At 37.9% G+C, this 16,534-nt stretch carries 14 protein-coding genes and 1 other RNA gene; all 15 read right to left on the bottom strand.

Translation table 11 applies throughout. The annotated features are described in order from the left end of the window. The gene (gene eutL, locus ABH968_RS07935) at window positions 1-651 is read right to left on the bottom strand and encodes an ethanolamine utilization microcompartment protein EutL (RefSeq protein WP_370043486.1); all 651 of its coding nucleotides are present in this window, start codon (window positions 649-651) and stop codon (window positions 1-3) included. Window positions 652-662: 11 nt separating this feature from the next. Then, window positions 663-1,694, bottom strand: a complete 1,032-nt coding sequence (gene eutC, locus ABH968_RS07930; RefSeq protein ID WP_370043485.1) for an ethanolamine ammonia-lyase subunit EutC — start codon at window positions 1,692-1,694, stop codon at window positions 663-665. 9 nt (window positions 1,695-1,703) lie between these two features. Then, a complete protein-coding gene (locus ABH968_RS07925; RefSeq protein WP_370043484.1) occupies window positions 1,704-3,074 on the bottom strand; it encodes an ethanolamine ammonia-lyase subunit EutB in 1,371 nt (456 codons plus the stop codon). Window positions 3,075-3,079: 5 nt separating this feature from the next. Continuing rightward, window positions 3,080-4,504: an ethanolamine ammonia-lyase reactivating factor EutA gene (locus tag ABH968_RS07920; RefSeq protein ID WP_370043483.1), complete on the bottom strand. Its 1,425-nt coding sequence runs from the start codon at window positions 4,502-4,504 to the stop codon at window positions 3,080-3,082. 20 nt (window positions 4,505-4,524) lie between these two features. Beyond that, window positions 4,525-5,022 carry a EutP/PduV family microcompartment system protein gene (locus ABH968_RS07915; protein WP_370043482.1) on the bottom strand — a complete coding sequence of 166 codons (498 nt, stop codon included), beginning with the start codon at window positions 5,020-5,022 and terminating at the stop codon, window positions 4,525-4,527. 10 nt (window positions 5,023-5,032) lie between these two features. Then, the gene (gene eutS / locus ABH968_RS07910; protein ID WP_370043481.1) at window positions 5,033-5,374 is read right to left on the bottom strand and encodes an ethanolamine utilization microcompartment protein EutS; all 342 of its coding nucleotides are present in this window, start codon (window positions 5,372-5,374) and stop codon (window positions 5,033-5,035) included. A gap of 28 nt (window positions 5,375-5,402) precedes the next feature. Further along, window positions 5,403-6,647, bottom strand: a complete 1,245-nt coding sequence (eutH, locus tag ABH968_RS07905; protein WP_370043480.1) for an ethanolamine utilization protein EutH — start codon at window positions 6,645-6,647, stop codon at window positions 5,403-5,405. A 354-nt stretch (window positions 6,648-7,001) separates the two neighbouring features. Continuing rightward, a complete protein-coding gene (locus ABH968_RS07900; RefSeq protein ID WP_370043479.1) occupies window positions 7,002-7,580 on the bottom strand; it encodes an ANTAR domain-containing response regulator in 579 nt (192 codons plus the stop codon). Continuing rightward, window positions 7,573-9,003 carry a sensor histidine kinase gene (locus ABH968_RS07895; RefSeq protein WP_370043478.1) on the bottom strand — a complete coding sequence of 477 codons (1,431 nt, stop codon included), beginning with the start codon at window positions 9,001-9,003 and terminating at the stop codon, window positions 7,573-7,575. The genes ABH968_RS07900 and ABH968_RS07895 overlap by 8 nt, the downstream gene beginning before the upstream one ends. 258 nt (window positions 9,004-9,261) lie before the next feature. Further along, window positions 9,262-11,169, bottom strand: coding sequence for an ATP-dependent DNA helicase (locus tag ABH968_RS07890; protein WP_370043477.1), 1,908 nt, complete (start codon window positions 11,167-11,169; stop codon window positions 9,262-9,264). An 85-nt stretch (window positions 11,170-11,254) separates the two neighbouring features. Then, window positions 11,255-12,391 carry a THUMP domain-containing class I SAM-dependent RNA methyltransferase gene (locus tag ABH968_RS07885; protein ID WP_370043476.1) on the bottom strand — a complete coding sequence of 379 codons (1,137 nt, stop codon included), beginning with the start codon at window positions 12,389-12,391 and terminating at the stop codon, window positions 11,255-11,257. Window positions 12,392-12,394: 3 nt separating this feature from the next. Beyond that, the gene (locus tag ABH968_RS07880) at window positions 12,395-14,134 is read right to left on the bottom strand and encodes a sensor domain-containing protein (protein WP_370043474.1); all 1,740 of its coding nucleotides are present in this window, start codon (window positions 14,132-14,134) and stop codon (window positions 12,395-12,397) included. A 291-nt stretch (window positions 14,135-14,425) separates the two neighbouring features. After that, window positions 14,426-14,806: RNase P RNA component class B (gene rnpB, locus ABH968_RS07875), an RNA gene on the bottom strand. A gap of 59 nt (window positions 14,807-14,865) precedes the next feature. Continuing rightward, window positions 14,866-15,159: a cell division regulator GpsB gene (gpsB, locus tag ABH968_RS07870; RefSeq protein WP_370043473.1), complete on the bottom strand. Its 294-nt coding sequence runs from the start codon at window positions 15,157-15,159 to the stop codon at window positions 14,866-14,868. Window positions 15,160-15,277: 118 nt separating this feature from the next. Next, the gene (locus tag ABH968_RS07865; RefSeq protein WP_370043471.1) at window positions 15,278-16,534 is read right to left on the bottom strand and encodes a ribonuclease H-like domain-containing protein; all 1,257 of its coding nucleotides are present in this window, start codon (window positions 16,532-16,534) and stop codon (window positions 15,278-15,280) included.

Genomic DNA, 16,534 nt, shown 5'->3' with positions numbered 1-16,534 from the left:
CTAAACAACTGGATTTCTTGCTAAATTCTCAATAGCTTCTCTAAAAGCATCGGCAGCAGCTTGGCAGGAAGATTGGCTACCACTTACTAAACCGCCACCAAAATTGGTTTCAGATGGTGGACCAAAGAAAACCTTTAGCTCTACATCTGCCGCCTTTAATGCAGCATCTAAACCAACGACTGCCTCAAGGGGCGGTGCTATTAAATAAGCAAGGGCTGTTCCAACCTTAACGTTTGCTAGCTCTGCCAAATACGTACCGCAGCTAGCTACAGTATGTGCAAAAAGAGCGTGGCTTTCATTTTGAAGAATGGCTTCAAAATACGTATCAAACTGGATTTTCTGCTGTATCGCATCGAAACCACTGCGTATTTCATCAGGCGAGCTACCAGCAATGATGCCAATGACCTCACCGGATAATGGCCCAGATGCATGTGCAGCTCCAGCATAGAAGCTTTTTGCATAAACAACATCAACATCTGCTTTTTTCGTAGCTTCGTCCAACGCTACATATCCAACATCATCTATTGTTAGAGTTACCAGTCCAATACTATTGTGATATGGCTTTAAATCTAATTGCTCCGCTAATTCACTATTCACTCTTGGAATGATTTGCATTGCCAAAATTTCTGCCATAATTTTTTGAGGATTCATTGTTTGGCCCCCTAACCTTCTTTTGCCACAAGACCTACTCCACTTGCCTTGTAATGCAATATTTTTTGAACGACTGTTCCTAAATAAGCACCTGCCTCTAATGGCGGGATACCACCTTTATGAATGTTCGAAACGACCATTCGATCAGCTTCTACTGTGCCCATTCTAGGTTGATAGCATATATAGGCACTCATTGACTCAGCCGATACAAGTCCAGGACGCTCACCGATTAAATAAACGATCACTTCTGCTTGTAAAAGCTCGCCAATTTCATCCATAAGAGCAACACGCCCTTTATCAATATAGAAAGTAGTTCCTATTTCAATATTCAAATTACGAAGGCTTTGCTGTAACGCTAAGAAAACATCTTGCACATTTTCTTCAATCGCACTTGCACTTAATCCGTTAGAAATAATGATTTGTACCTTTGGATTTTTTTTACACTTTGATTGAATAAGTGTCTTTGCTTCATCTGATAAACGACGACCTAAATCCGGTCTAGTAATGTATTCTTCCTTATCTGTCACTCTTGATGTTACTTGAAAGACATCGAGCTTTTGTAGTAGCCCTTCTGTCACTTCACCATAAACTGCATCTACTGCCGCTGCATGATCGAGTCGGAACTTTAGCCAAGTTTTTGTTTTAGGCCTTGTCCCGGCTCTTCCAACACCTATTCTTGCTGGTGTATACTTTTTAGCAGCTTGTACACTTTCAGACACTTCATCCTCTTCAAATTTAAAAGCTTTAATAGATGTCGTAGTGTAAGTCGATTCATCATTACTTGCGCTGTAATACGATTGTTCATGATTATATGATTCAGAATGATAAAGCTTAATTAATGGTTCATTTGATTGTTCTGTTGTGCTCGGACTTGCTACTTCATCAGCATAATTAGCATTAGCTACCGTATCGTGAAACTTAATAAGTGTTTCTTTTTGTTCTTCTACTGGTACAGCTTTGTCATGAGAAGATTTGTCTGACGCATTAGTGCCCATCTTTTCCATAACGAGCTGTGTAATCATCGATACTAGTTGTTCATTCAATGGACTCACCTACCTTTCAAATATAGATAAATCGCCAGCTCTTGCAGATAGACGACCATTTTCATAAATGCCCATTTTTTCTAACCACGCTAGATATGCAGGTGCTGGTTTTTTACCAAACGTTTGAAGTAATGTAGCGACATCATGGAAGCTCATTGACTGATAGTTCAGCATAATATCGTCGCCCATAGGTGCAGCGATAATAAAGTTGACACCAGCTGCTGTTAGTAAAACACTTAAATCTTCAACATCATTTTGGTCTGCCTTAATATGGTTTGTGTAACAAATATCAACGCCCATTGGGATGCCGTGCATTTTGCCCATAAAGTGATCTTCTAGTCCTGCACGTATAACCTGTTTGTTATTGTATAAATACTCAGGTCCAATAAAGCCAACAACCGTATTCACAATATACGGATTAAAATGTCTAGCAAAGCCGTAATTGCGCGATTCAAGTGTTACTTGGTCAATACCCATATGTGCCTCAGCAGATAGCTCCGAACCTTGTCCAGTTTCAAAATAGAATAAGTTCGGGCCAGTTCCTGTTCCTTGCTTTTTCACAAGCTCTTCTGCTTCTCTTATTAGGTCAGCAGAAATGCCGAACGAGCGATTAGCAATTTCTGTTCCAGCAATACTTTGGAAAATCATATCGGCTGGCGCGCCTTGTTTAATGGCTTTCATTTGTGTTGTAATATGCGCTAACACACAGTTTTGTGTAGGAATCGACCAATCATTGATAAACTCCTTTGTGGCTTGCAATACTTTTTTCACACTTTCAACTGAGTCATCTACTGGGTTAATTCCAATGACCGCATCGCCAATACCATAGGACAATCCCTCTTTTAATGAAGCAATAATCCCGTCAATATTGTCTGTTGGATGATTCGGCTGCAATCTTGAGGAAAGTGTGCCCTTTTGTCCGATCGTAATATTACAAGTCGACAGAATTTCCACTTTATTGGCAGCATGGACAAGATCTAAGTTGGACATCAGCTTTGTAACGGCCGCAATAATTTCTGAATTCATGCCCTTGCTTAATCGTTTTAATTCCCGATCGCCTGTTTCATTTGATAAAATGTATTCTCTTAGTTGCTCGATACTCCAGTTTTTAATTTCTCCATAAATTTGCTCATTAATATCACCTTCAATAATGCGTGACACTTCATCATTTTCAGTAGGAACTAATGGATGTTCTCTTATATCTTTAACTAACAACTCACTTAAAACGGCCTTTGCCGCAATTCGTTGCTGTACAGATTCAGCCGCAATTCCAGCTAGCTGATCTCCTGATTTTTCTTCATTGGCCTTGGCCATTACATCTTTTAATGATTTAAAATTATATTTCTCTCCACCAAATATCACCGATAGATTCACATTCATCCTCCTTACTTTGAGTGGAAAGCAAGTGTTTTTACAACAACTGGGACAACACCAGATGGTAGTACTTCCCCAATGTCAATATAATCACCTGTTTCAACTTTAATTTGATCGATGCAAATGATGGGAACTGTTTGATTGATCGCTCGTATCGTTTGCCCAATAACCTTTGCATAATCTGATTGAATGACTATGATAATTGGTATTTCCTTGGAGCTTCTCGTCGCTAAGTGCTTCAAAATTGCCTCACATAATGTATGGACATCCTGGAAGCTTAAATATGGTAAATGACTAAAATAAAGTGCAAACGGAGAGCGATTCCCTTGTATAGAGAATAGAGCATCAGCTCGTTCAACAGCTGTTTTCACCGCATAGTCGAATTCTTTGATGTTCGTATCCATATAGCAATTGAAAACAGGCACATTTTTTAAAGGCAATACTTCCGCATCTACTTGAATCGTTGCACCGCTAATTTCAGTTGTTTGCGTACCCGCACCAGTCACAGTTGCCCGCGCTGTTTCCTCTGGTTTTAACCATAAAAAGGATTGTAGCTGTTCATGCTGGAAAAGGCTTTTTGCCAATTTTTCACCAATATCATCATACTGACGGTTTGTACATTCATTTTCATAAATACAGGCAGCTACTCCACCGGAAAAAACGACTGCTTCGACTGGTTTGTCCCAAGTTGGCAAATGTCCTAGCAATAATGGATGCTGTTCATCTGTTAATTGTCCGCTTAGTGTCATCGTTACTAAATCCACCATTTCTTGGATTAGTTGTGTAACACGAACATCCTCTGCTGAATCACCAACCTTTAATGGCTTTGACCATTTTTCCATAAGTTTCATAATGGGTGGTGAAATAGATTGGACAATTCCGTTATGAAATTCTATAAGTCTTCCACCGACATGCAATGTACACGTACCAATTACTTCTCCGAATTGCATTACCGCAATATTTGCTGTACCACCACCGATATCGATGTTCGCGATAACTTTGGCAGTATTTTTAGATTGCTGTAAGGTACCTGCGCCCTTTGCTGCAATAATACTTTCCAAATCGGGTCCAGCAGTAGCAACTAAAAAGTGCCCGGCTGTATCTGCAATCGCATGAACAACCTCGCTGGCATTTTCCTTGGTTGCAGATTCGCCTGTAATGATAATGGCACCTGTTGAAATATCTGCTGGTGAAATGTGGGCCAATTGATATTGCTGAAAAATAAATTGCTCGATTTTTTCCATGTCGATAATTTCTTTATTGATAAACGGTGTTTTAATAATTGGACTTTGATGCAAAACCGTTTTTTCTATAATTTCTATTCGTGGCACATGCGTTACACCTGCAACGTTTTTCAACAGAAAACTACTGACAACCATCTTTGTTGTACTTGTACCAATATCAATGCCCGCACTATAAATTTTTTCTGTCTTCAATTTACTCTCCCCTCTCGCCACTACGGGCAATACATGAGATAAGGACTATCACGATCCTTCACAAATTGACGAATTTCTTCGTCAGAATTGAGCTGTATAAGTGGTGCAATAAATTCAATACCTAGCTTTTGCCACGAAGAGGATTTCACAATAGGACCATGCGTCATGACATTTTGTAATAGCGTTATTGCCCTTTCTACATCTGCAAGGGGTGCATCAATTTTTGTAATGACACCAATTTGTATTTTAGGAATTCCTAAACTAAATTGCGGAGGAAAAACACTCTTTGATGAGGTGGCATCCTGCAAATAAATCACATGTGTCACTTCAAGCGATGTTGCCATAATGTTTCTGTAATACATCGGATTTTCTATATATTCTCCAGGTGTATCAACTATCCAGTCATCATAAACGAGCGCCTGTGTTTTATTGGCTTGTCTATCTTTCCCCAATAACGCATTCATCAGTGTCGACTTACCTGCTTGCACACCACCTATGATCATTACTCGATTTTTCATACGGCACATCCTATGACTTAGTTATTTTTGATGGCGTATAGCCTAGCATCTCTGATAGAAAACGATTAATCTCTAACATCGCCATTTCAACCTCGGAGATACTACCAACAATAACGAGACTGCCAGTAAAGCGATCTAAAAATCCTAGTCTTACATTGGCTGCCTTTGTTGCTAAATCCCCTGCGATAATAACTGTCTCACTCGGTGTACATGTCATGATGCCTAGTGCACCTGCTTCTTGAATGCCCAGCTTTTGAAACATCTCAGGATCAGGATTTGCTATTAGATGACTCAATGTTAGTTGCTTACCTGGCACAAACTCCTGAATAAACCGTTTCTTTTCTTCACTCACACGTTATCACCTCTTTCAAGTTTTTTATCTAATCAAGATTCTTATCTAGATATTCACCTTCTTTAATTATTCCTGCCTTGCGATCCTCTTGTTCTAGCCTTAAAGCTGTTGGAACAGATAGTTTATAGGCTAAAATAATAGCGATAACACCCGCTAAAAACTTACCAGTAATAACAGGTAAAATAATTGTTGGCTGGAAGTTAGCCGTAAACGATAAATGATCTCCTAGAAGGAATGCTGAACAAACACCAAAGGCAATGTTAATAACCTTATCTTTAGGTGGCATATGTCGAACGAGTGTAAACATGGCTAAAATATTAGCAATAGTCGCTAAAATACCTGCGCTTCCTACTGACGATAAGCCTAATTTATTCCCTACCGCTTCTAGAGGTTTCGATGCATATTTTCTTATTAAGTACACCATTGGGAATGCACCCGAAAGCATAATACCGATATACCCTGCTGTTTCTAATGCTCGGAATTGATCGACTTTATCTGCCATGATCGGATCAAAGCCCCACGCACCGAAAATTTTTGTAAAAACACCAGTGAAAATTTCTACAATCGAGAACACTAGCACAAGCTTGATAGCAGCATCCATCACTCGTCCAAAAATCATGAAACCTTTGATCATGCCATTTGGAATTAACTTAAGACCTAACGCAATTAACACTACGAAAATAAATAAAGGCAATAAATTTATTAATATTTGTAAAATAGAAATGGCAAATACATATGTTGGTGCAGCTGTTGTACTAATCACTTCACGAACGTCTGTATTAAATATCACAATCATGATGGAAGAAATAAATGCTCCAATCGGAATTGTTAAAACACCCGCCATAATACCTAAAGCCATATATTTATGATCACGCTTATCTAACATGGCAAGACCCATTGGAATAGAGAACACGATTGTTGCGCCTGACATAAATCCGACAACTAGAGCCATGACCCATCCTTCATAGGACTCTTTTAACGCATTCGCTAATTGGTATCCTCCCATGTCCGAGGCTAAAATTGTCGTTGCTGCAATTGCTGGATCAGCACCAATCAATTCAAAAATCGGACTAATAAAATGACTTATAAACCACGTTAAGTAAGGTATAGCAGCCATGATCCCTGCAGCAGGTACAAAAATATGTCCGACCGTATGAATACCATTCATAAACTCTTTACCGATTCCATATTCAGCATCTCGAATTGCTCCGATTGCCCCTAAAACTGCACAAATCATAATAATATAAACGATAACCGTTCCTATCATTGCCATCCTTCTCATCACCCCTTAATTGTTATATATATCTATTTCGCCTTGGCTTGATTGTCGCTTTCGCACAGTCAAAACATTGTTGTTGCTGTCGCTTCGCTTTCGCACAGTCAAAACATTGTTGCTGTCGCTTCGCTTTCGATAAACAATGCGTCTAGATTTTGAATTGTGTAGACACAATTCATTCCTTTCAAAATCCGTGACACCCGCCAGAGGCTTTTATATTTAATCAGTAGATGTTGAACACCCACCGTAAAGGAACAATAATCGCATTCATCTCACCACCTTTAGAGGTGAGAGCTGAATGAAAATAAAAAAGACGCATTAAAGAAGAAATCTCTTTAAAGCGTCTTTGCTTTAACTATTTACTTGTAAGGTATTGATAATACGCCTTGCAATAAGTGCCATTTCCTGTTGAGTCTGCATACTCTCACTGCGAATTTTTTTATAAGCTTCGTCCTCACTTAGGTTCTCCGACTGCATTAGCAAACCTTTTGCTCGTTCGACTATTTTTCGCTTTTCTAATTCTGTTTGTTTATGCAACAATTCCCCGTTCAGACGGTTGAACTTATCAATCTGGTGAAATGCCACTTCCAACGCTGGAAGAACATTCTTCTCAGAAAACGGTTTCATAACATAGCCTAAAATATTGTCCTGCTTCACGTACAGTAACAATTCTTTTTCACTATAAGCTGATATAAATAGTACCGGTATACCGAGCTGCTGTTCAATAATTTTGCTTGCCTTTAAACCATCTAGCTTAGGCATTTTAATGTCCATTAAGATTAACTGTGGCTTATGTGTAAAAGCCAACTCAATTGCTGATTCTCCATTATTCGCTTGTGCTACCACTTCGTAGCCATTATCCTCAAGCATAAACTTCAAATCAATTGCAATGAGCGACTCATCTTCGACAATCATAACTTTCCTAGTCATTTAGGATAAATACCTCCTCACTTACAGGGAACTGAATTTGAGTATGTGTACCTTGTTCACTAGGGATAATTGAAAATGTGCCAGCTAAATCATATTCAACAAGTCTTGTAATAATCTCCATTCCAAATGATGCCTTCACCTCTTGCATTCCAACGCCGTTGTCAGAAATATGAAGTGATATAGTTGAAGCATCCTGTTGAAATTGTATATCGATTGTACCCTCCTCACGATCAATGAAAGCATATTTCAGTGCATTTTGCAGTAGCTCACAAATGATTAACGCGAGCGAAACAGCTTTTTTAGAATGACAAAATAACTGTACATTATCGTGATGAAAGGTTAACTGAATAGATGATGTATTGGATGTCCCAACCATTTTATGTCCGATCTTTTTAGACAACGCGATAACGTCTACTTTCTCCTCAGCGTTATCGTCATTTTCTAAAATAAGTTCATAAACAGATGAAATACTATATATTCGATTTAATGCCTCTTGAAAAGCACTTGCACTGGAAGCTGACAAGTCATTTCGCATTTGCAAGCGCAATAGACTTGTAACTGTCTGTAAATTATTTTTCACTCGATGGTGAATTTCTCGTATAGCAAATGTTTTCATCATTAGTTCATTTTCTTTCAGCTTAAGCTCTGTAAGATCATGAATAATGAGGAGTGTCACTTTATCGTTTTGATCACGAATAGGAATTTTCTTCACAATAAAGGATTTACGATCAATCGTAATTTCTAAAAAAAAGACATCATCGCCTTTATCATAGACCTCCTGTAAAAATGGTAAAATCTTATTCAATGCAACGTTGTCAAAACGTTCTAGCCCCGATAGCTCCGATATAAATCGGTAGCCTGCAGGATTGCTATAGATAACTTTGTTTTCATGATTTGTGAGAATAATTGATTCCACTAGTAAATCAGAAACTACTGGAATCGGTTGAGAATTCGGCTCTACAATATGCTCAATTAATGCAAAAGGCATATGTCGAAAATCATCTTTAGGTGTTGTTTGCATATCCACCTTTTTTTCCTGGATTAACACTGCCATAACTTGTTGTTGGTCATTAAAGAGAGGGACAACGTTTTGTTCAACCGTTATACCTTCCTGTGTGATTGCTCTAGTAATTGACGATTTTTCTTTATTTCTAAAAGCAGAAAATACTGCTGGTTCAAAGCTTTCAAATACAAATTTGCCAATTACAGATTTTTCGTATAAGCCGCTTTCTGTTTTTGGGAAAGCCTCTGCCACAACAATTGCATGTGGTAAGTTTTCCAACATACAATCTATGAACATATAACAATCTGTCAATTCAGCATAATACGATAATGTTGCTTCTATTTCTTTTAACTTTTCTATATCTGTTGCAGATAAGTTCGTATATTTTCGACACAACGATTGAATGTTCGACAGGCTCAAACCCCCTATCACGGAATAATCAAAAATTAATGTTGATTATTCTTAAAATTTCTTGTCATCATTATAAACCTTTTGCAAAATTATTTTCAATATAAAAAATAAATTATTTTAATAATTTTCGTTGCATTACAAAGAACTATAAAGCTTAAAAGAGAAATATTCAACACTTTTTTTCAAACTCATCATTATCTCACGATAAAAATATTATTTTAATATACAAAAAAAGCGAGATTGCAACAGGTGCAATCTCGCTTTTTGTTACTTTATTTCTGGTGTAACAGCTAATATATTTTCAAATGTTTCACGCTGCTTTGCTTCTTCTTCATTCAACAAAATATGGATATCTCCTTGGTCGTTTGAAGTACGAATTAAACGCCCCATTCCTTGCTGTAAACGAAGCTGCATAAACGGTAATTCCACTTCTTCATATGGATTTTCTGCAAATGTACGTTTCGCATCAAATAATGGATCATGTGGAGGGAAGGGTAAATCATAAATAATAACTCGTGTTAATGCCTCCTCCGGCAAATCTAGACCTTCCCATAAATGATAGGAGCATAATGTTTTGATTGTGCCTTCTTGGAAATCACGAACAATTCCTGATAGTTCACGGTCCCCCTCAAACGCTACATACATCCGTTCCATAAGAGGTAGTTCCGCTTTGAAATCTAACATTGCTTGTTTTGATTTAAATAAAATTAATGTTTTTTCACCATCACGTAATAGCTGTTGAACACGCGCCGTTTTCCCCTTTTGAGATAGCTCATGTAAATAAATTCGCATAACTTCTTCATAATCAAATGGAGATGGAACAGAAAACGATTGATAATTACGAATTCCTAAACTATAGGCAATATACGAAAAATCTTTATTGACTGATAAAGTTGCTGAAGAGAATACTATTGGAAGTTTTTTAGAGAATAATTTTTCTGCTAAAACTTCTGTGATGAGACGCGGCATAATTACGAGCGTTTCCTCCCCATCCGTTTCCTCTAACCAATCGACTGCATCTCCCTGTGCTATGAAAATACGCAAAGATGCCTCGTATTGTTCTAAATACTCCTCTGCCATATTTAATTCATACTCTGGAATCATATACATTTCAGATTCAAAGACAAATTCCTCGAGTAATGTTTCGACATCCTCAATAAGTTGTTTACCGTATTTCAACAGATTTGGCGATTTATTAATACGTTTACGCTCTTCTTTAGAAGCTACTAGATCATCTCGTAGCTGGTCAAAAAATAGCTCGTGGTCATCTTGTAATTTTTCCATCGCATATAATGTACGTTCTCGCACACCATCCACCATTAAACGCTCTAACAATGTCACAATTGTTGTCGCCTGTACTTTATACGTCATTGCTTTTTGCGCAGCATATTCTAATAAATGACCTTCGTCTAGCACCATCATTGATACTTCAGGCAATAAAGCTAGTTGCCCTTCACGTTCACGAGACTCCTTTGTTGCTAAATGCTCCATCAAAAAATCTTGCGAACAAATGATTAAGTCCGTCGATTTACGATAATGTGCACGATGTAATGTTTGACCACATCGATTACGTAGATCACATACTGAACACTGCATAATCGAGTTGTAGTTTACTTTTTGCCAATCTTCATCACTGACAGTTGGATAATCGCTGCGTTCACCATAAGGTTGTATAGCAATCATCGAGCCCTGTGCATATACTCCATCAGGTATAGAAAATGCAATATCATCGATCCATTCATCGGTTTCCACTTTTTCAGCTTCCTCAAAACGCTTTAAACATAGGTATTGGTCTCGTGACTTTGCTAGGCGAACATCAATTTCAAGACCTAACGTTTTCTGTAGCTTATAAATATCGCCGCCCTCTTTTACTAGCTGGTCGATTAAAGTTTCATCTGCACATGCGATAAGGGCTGGTTTGCCAGTATAGCGTGCATAGGATACAGCTGGTAGTAAATAGGCAATTGTTTTCCCAGTCCCTACACCTGCCTCCGCAAAAAGCACGTTTTTTTCTTTTAGGGCTTGCTCAATTTGATAGGCCATAAAAATTTGCTCATCACGGCATTCAAAGCCCTTTTCAGGTAATTCATCGTAAAGGACGTCCCCCATCCAGTCACCTAATGACTCAAAAAATGAGCGGTCCTTTGTTAATACAAATGGTAAAGATTTACGCAATTGACGTTCCCCCTCTAACTATCTGGTCCTATTATACGCGACGAAACGGAAGATAAGAAAAAATCTTATCTTCCGTTATCGTTCGTTAATCTCTTTTAGACTTTTGTCCCCAGAACTGGTAATAATTCGTTTCAATAAAGCCATTGAATAATTTACGCTTCTTCGTCGATTGACGACCGTACAATTCCTCAAAGTTTTTCATTGAGGACAACATGTACACAGACCAAGTCGGATAGTTTTTCATGACTTTTCCTAAATCACGAATTACCTGCTCCATGACTTCGACATCACCAATACGCTCTCCGTATGGTGGATTACCAATCATAACACCATCTGTTAGCAGTGTTGTAAAATCACGTGCTTGCATTTGCTTGAACGTAATCATATCACCAAAGCCCGCTTCTAGTGCATTTTCTTGTGCAATACTCACCATGCGATGATCTATATCAGATCCGAAAATTTCTAATGGTTGATCATAGTTCGCTAAGCTATCCGCTTCATCTCGCGCTGCATCCCAAATTTTTGCCTTCATCCATGGCCAATTCTCTGAAATAAATTCACGATTATAGCCCGGTGCAATATTTTGTCCAAACATTGCTGCTTCTAACGCAATTGTGCCAGAACCACAGAATGGATCAACGAACGGACGATTCGGATTCCACTTTGAAATTTGTACGAGTGCCGCTGCTAATGTTTCTTTTAAAGGTGCTTCGCCTTGTACTTGACGATAACCACGCTTATGCAAGCCCGCACCCGATGTATCAATAGTAAGTGTAGCCACATCTTTTAAAATTGAAACTTCAATTTTATAGGTTGCACCGGATTCATCTAAAAATCCTAAACGTTTATAATGCTGTTTCATGCGCTCTACAATTGCTTTTTTAGTAATTGCCTGACAATCTGGCACACTAAATAATTGGGATTTAACAGACTTCCCTGATACTGGGAAAGCTGCATCAACTGGTAAGTATTTTTCCCACGGTAAAGCTTTTACACTTTCAAACAACTGTTCAAAAGATTTAGCAGGAAACTGTCCTACAACAATTTTTACTCGGTCTGCTACACGTAGCCATAAGTTTGTTCGTGCAATGGCCGTTTCGTCACCTTCAAAATACACTTTGCCGTTTTCGACTGTTGTTTCATAGCCTAGTTCCTTTACCTCTTGTGCCACAATCGACTCTAGTCCCATTGCAGCAGTTGCTACTAATTTATAGTTTGCCATACACTAATTCCTTCCTTGATGCTCAATTTCCCAATACTCCATAAACTCAATAAGTTCGTGAAGTGGCAACGGTTTGCTGTAATAATAGCCTTGAATTATATCACAGTTCATTTTACGTAGTATATCCACTTGTTGTGCTTGTTCTACACCTTCAGCAACAACTTTCATTTTTAAGCGATGCGACATTTGAATAATCGCATCCACTACTGCCTGTTTTTCATCGAGCGAGCCAATATGTTGAATGAAGCTTCGATCGATTTTTAAATAATCAAGGGGGAAGCGAACTAAATAACTAAGAGACGAATAGCCTGTCCCAAAATCGTCAATAGAAATTTTAAAGCCCATTTTCTTCAGTCGCACAAGCTTGCTAACTGTTTCATTTGCACTGTTCATCACAGTACGTTCTGTAACTTCGATTTCAAAATTGTTAGCAGGCGTGTTATAACGCTCTAATATCGCTTGAACAGAGTCTAAAAAATTTTGTTGTTTAAAGTGAATGCTTGAAATATTGATGGCAACCGGAGTCTTGTAGCCAGATCGACGCATCTCTATAACTGCCTTACAAGCTTTTTCGATAATCACTTCGCTTAAAGGAATGATTAATCCTGTTTCCTCAGCATAAGGAATAAATTCTGCTGGCGAGACAAATCCCAATCTTTCACTATTCCAACGTACAAGTGCCTCTAACCCTTGAATCTCTTCATTTTCCACAGATATTTTTGGCTGGAAATGAAGCTCAAATTCCCGATTTTCAATTGCTCTCCGTAGTTCCGAATCTAATAATAAAACACGCTGAGAGTCAGTCTTCAATTCCTCAAAATAAAATGCATAGTCGTTTAGGCCATTCTTTTTTGAATAAGTCATTGCCTTGTCAGCACAATGAATCAATTGCTCGGTCGTATCACCTTCTGATGGATACATGCTGATACCAATACTCGTAGAAATAAAAATATCTTGACCATTAACATCCAAAGGCTGTTCAATAATCCCAATAATTTGTTCAGCAAAATTTGCGGCTTCTTTGGCATTCTTCACGTTTGTTAACGTAATAATAAACTCATCACCGCCATATCTTGCAATGATATCTTTATTTTTTAACAATGTTTTTAAACGCTTTGCCACTTCTACTAGAATAGTATCTCCGACTGCATGACCTAACGTATCATTAATTTGTTTAAATCGATCTAAATCTAAAAAATAGACTGCATGCTGTACTGAATGAGAAATAGTAGAAGATGATTCTAATAGATTATCCATTCTTTCAATATATGCAAATCGATTCGATACTTCCGTTAAAGAGTCCGTTAATAAACTCTTTTCTAGTTCATTTTCTACTATTTTTCTTTCAGACAAATCTGTGAAAATACCACAGTAATTTGTAATCTCTCCCTCATCGTTGGCTACACCTACAATTGTTAACCATTCTGGATATACGTCTCCGGTTTTTCGACGATTCCATATTTCCCCCTGCCAAATGCCTTCTTGTCGTATCTTTTCCCACATATCTAAATAAAATTGCAATTCATGTACACCTGACTGTAGAACGGCTGGTGTTTTTCCAATTACTTCATCACGTTTATAGCCAGTTACAAATTCAAATGCAGGATTGACCAATTCTATTCTTTTATCTTTATCTGTGATCATGATGCCTTCAGATACATTTTCGAAGGTTTTTGTTATTAAGGCAGTAGGATAATTGGAAATCGAATTTAGCTTCCCCAGACTATCGTTCACTCGGTTCATGTTTCCGCTCCATCCTATCTCTCTTTACTACCCTCATTTTTTAGAAAAGCGCTTTTGCGCCAGTCTACTCGTATGTAGACAATATGTATATCGTTGCGATAACAGTTTATTAGATGTTTTTTTCGAATCGTAGCGACAGAGGCATGACCAACAGTGTACAGCCTTATTCTCAAACGTATATCGCGCATGTCTAGACATGATTAACAAGTAACTTTTTCTTACTATAGTCAAAAGAAAAGCTCTCCACCAAATTGGAGAGCGCTTGTCATTTCATAAATAAGCATCAAAAAATTCCATAAGCCATGTTTTGTTCCCGAGTACTCAAACAGCTATCACCTCGTACGGCCGGGTAGTAATCATCTATCTACAGAGTTAACTCTGTCCCTCTATCCGTTCAATTCCTTTTAGAGAGTGCCCCTACCATAATTTGGGTTTCTCACTCGTGGGGTTTACCTCGTTCCACCTTGCATGTTTCCAAGCAAGCTACGTCACTGTGGCACTTTCAGGAAGTTTCAACCATATCATTAAGACTTAGGTTTTCCTTCCGCCGTCAGCCATTACAGCTGCCTTACCTTATTTTTTCAGTAAGCACGAACACTACGGTCATCTCAGAACCGTGCGAGCATGGACTTTCCTCTACGACGTCTAGCGCCGCAGCGATTACCAGAATTTCATGATGATAAAAAGATTATACTAGAGTTTTATGATAAATACAATATAATTGACAAAAATTATTCGTATAACTTACTGCCGAATACGTGTTTCTCTAAATTTGAAAGACGTTTTAAAATATCAAAGTTTGTCGTACCAGCTGCCGATGCGACAGGTTGTCTCTTAGGCGTATTATCAATTTCTTCTTTTAACTGTTTATTTTCTTCACGAAGTTGGGCCACCACTTTTTCGAACGTTTCATAGTCTTGTATTATTTCATCAAGAAATGAATCGACTTCTTCTACATTGTAGCCTTTAAAATTTTTCTTAAATTCCTTTTCAAGGATCATTTTTGACGTTAATTTAATATCCATACACATCGCCCTTCCTCACACTACATGCGTTACATTATAGCATACTTCATCACATTATATCGTCTGAAAACATCAAATGTAAGGCTAAACTTGTCGTTTCTTGCGCTTACCCGGGAAATTATTTCTTATTTCCTAACCTGAGTAACCTCTTTTCCCAAGAAATTCCCCATTTCTGCTTTTGTTCTACTCTCCATTGCTCATTCTTTTTTATTAATTTTATGCCCTCTTGCGTATAATAAAAGGCCTGGTCATAATCTTTCATTTGATGCTCATATATCATCGCTAGCTGTTCTAATACATGCAACTTTTTTCGTTGCTCAACGAAATGTAGAGCAGCCACAAATGCATCGATCGCTTCACTAAACTTTTTATTTTTTTTATGCTGTATTGCTAAATAATATTGTGCATTTCCCGCTTCAAGTGCATCAAATTGGGTCGTAACCTTTTCTAAAACCTTAACACTCTGTGAACTCTCTTTTAAATCAGCATACCACTTCCCAATATTTGTAAACGTTTTTGCCGATTCTTCGCTCGTCTCTTCAAATAGCAAATTTGTAGAATGGACATAAAGCGTAATCAGTGAAAGTAAATCCCATTCATTATGAAGAAGGACTTTCATAAGAGCATCTGGAACACCGCTTTTGATTGCATCTAAATAAATAATAGGTGCAAGAAATCCAGGTATATCTCCAATGCGAGAAAAGCCAAGCTTCTCTTCTTCCACAGCTTTTAATTTCATTCTTTCCATATCATTTTTCCATAAACGCTTTGAACTATGCAATAAATCGATTTGCCGTTGTGTACGCAGTTTAGGTAATTCTTTTTGGTTGAGTGTCCAACGTGTTTCAAGTTGCGGCCAGTCAAAGCTTTTTCCATTGTAGGTAATAACCGTCGCGTTTTTTTGCCAAAGCTTGGATTCAAAAAGTAACGCTGCCTCATGTGCAGGATCAGCTAAAATATATTGAGTTAAAATAAAGCTTTCATTTTCCTCTGATACTTCTAAAAAGCCTAGAAGAAAAATTTGTGTGCCTACACCCTTTAAGCCAGTAGTTTCCGTATCAAAAAACAATACCTTTTCATTCATTTCTAGGGCATATGGATGTTCGAACTTTGCCTCTTGCCATTTTACTAATGCATCAAAAAATGATTGCAACTTATAATGACCATGCTGATAACTAAACGGATAACGCACCTGTCGTTTAAAAACGATGCCGAATTCATTTTCTACAATTGTTAGTCCAGCTTTCCCCCACTGCTCAGTATAGCTTGGAGCAACAGGTTTTTGATAAGCAGGTTTATCCTCTTTTTTTAGAGTTGTTGTCGTTTTTTTACCGAGCATTTTTTTCATTTGCAAAATTTTATTTTCGTAAGACAT

It is taken from the genome of Lysinibacillus sp. RC79 (assembly GCF_041262405.1).
In the GTDB taxonomy this organism is placed as follows: domain Bacteria; phylum Bacillota; class Bacilli; order Bacillales_A; family Planococcaceae; genus Lysinibacillus.
This window is presented reverse-complemented; position numbering and strand designations above follow the sequence as displayed.

Excerpts from the sequence above, each read along its gene's own strand:
- eutL (WP_370043486.1), bottom strand. The coding sequence starts at position 651 with ATGAATCCTCAAAAAATTATGGCAGAAATTTTGGCAATGCAAATCATT.
- ABH968_RS07925 (WP_370043484.1), bottom strand. The coding sequence starts at position 3,074 with ATGAATGTGAATCTATCGGTGATATTTGGTGGAGAGAAATATAATTTT.
- ABH968_RS07915 (WP_370043482.1), bottom strand. The coding sequence starts at position 5,022 with ATGAAAAATCGAGTAATGATCATAGGTGGTGTGCAAGCAGGTAAGTCG.
- eutH (WP_370043480.1), bottom strand. The coding sequence starts at position 6,647 with ATGGCAATGATAGGAACGGTTATCGTTTATATTATTATGATTTGTGCA.
- ABH968_RS07900 (WP_370043479.1), bottom strand. The coding sequence starts at position 7,580 with ATGACTAGGAAAGTTATGATTGTCGAAGATGAGTCGCTCATTGCAATT.
- ABH968_RS07885 (WP_370043476.1), bottom strand. The coding sequence starts at position 12,391 with ATGGCAAACTATAAATTAGTAGCAACTGCTGCAATGGGACTAGAGTCG.
- ABH968_RS07880 (WP_370043474.1), bottom strand. The coding sequence starts at position 14,134 with ATGAACCGAGTGAACGATAGTCTGGGGAAGCTAAATTCGATTTCCAAT.
- gpsB (WP_370043473.1), bottom strand. The coding sequence starts at position 15,159 with ATGGATATTAAATTAACGTCAAAAATGATCCTTGAAAAGGAATTTAAG.
- ABH968_RS07865 (WP_370043471.1), bottom strand. The coding sequence starts at position 16,534 with ATGTCTTACGAAAATAAAATTTTGCAAATGAAAAAAATGCTCGGTAAA.